The following is a 474-nucleotide window of genomic DNA, read 5'->3' on the forward strand; positions in this document are numbered from 1 at the left end:
TTTAAAGACTCCTCTGACGGTACTCAACAATTATCTGGAGCTGCTGGGGGATGAGAATGTCGCCTCCAGTGAGCAGGAGCGGACGGAATATCTGGGAATTGCCTATCATAAGAACCTGGATCTCCAGCGGCTCATCCATAATCTGTTTGAAGTTACCAGGATGGAAGGCGGTACGGTCAGCTACCGTCTGGAATGGGTTATGGCCCTTCCGCTTATGGAGGAGGCGGAAAGAAAGTACGGGGACCTGGCCGGCGGCATGGGGCTCTTCTTTACGGCAGAGGCGGATGATGCGCTGAAACTGAAGATAGATAGAAATAAAATCTGGAGCGTGCTGGATAATCTGGTCTATAATGCACTGCGCCATACGCCGGAGGGCGGCAGTATCGCCCTTGGTATTAAGCGGAGAGGAGACCGGGCAGTGCTTACGGTGGCGGATACCGGGGAGGGGATAGATGCCGGGCATCTCCCTCATAT

General features: G+C 54.0%; 1 protein-coding gene. It reads left to right on the forward strand.

Annotation, left to right across the window (positions count from 1 at the left end):
- Positions 1–160: 160 nt before the first annotated feature.
- A partial coding sequence (locus NE664_13665) for a HAMP domain-containing histidine kinase (protein MCQ4727680.1) occupies positions 161–474 on the forward strand: 314 nt, incomplete at its 3' end.

The sequence above is a fragment of the Anaerotignum faecicola genome (assembly GCA_024460105.1).
In the GTDB taxonomy this organism is placed as follows: Bacteria; Bacillota; Clostridia; order Lachnospirales; family Anaerotignaceae; genus JANFXS01.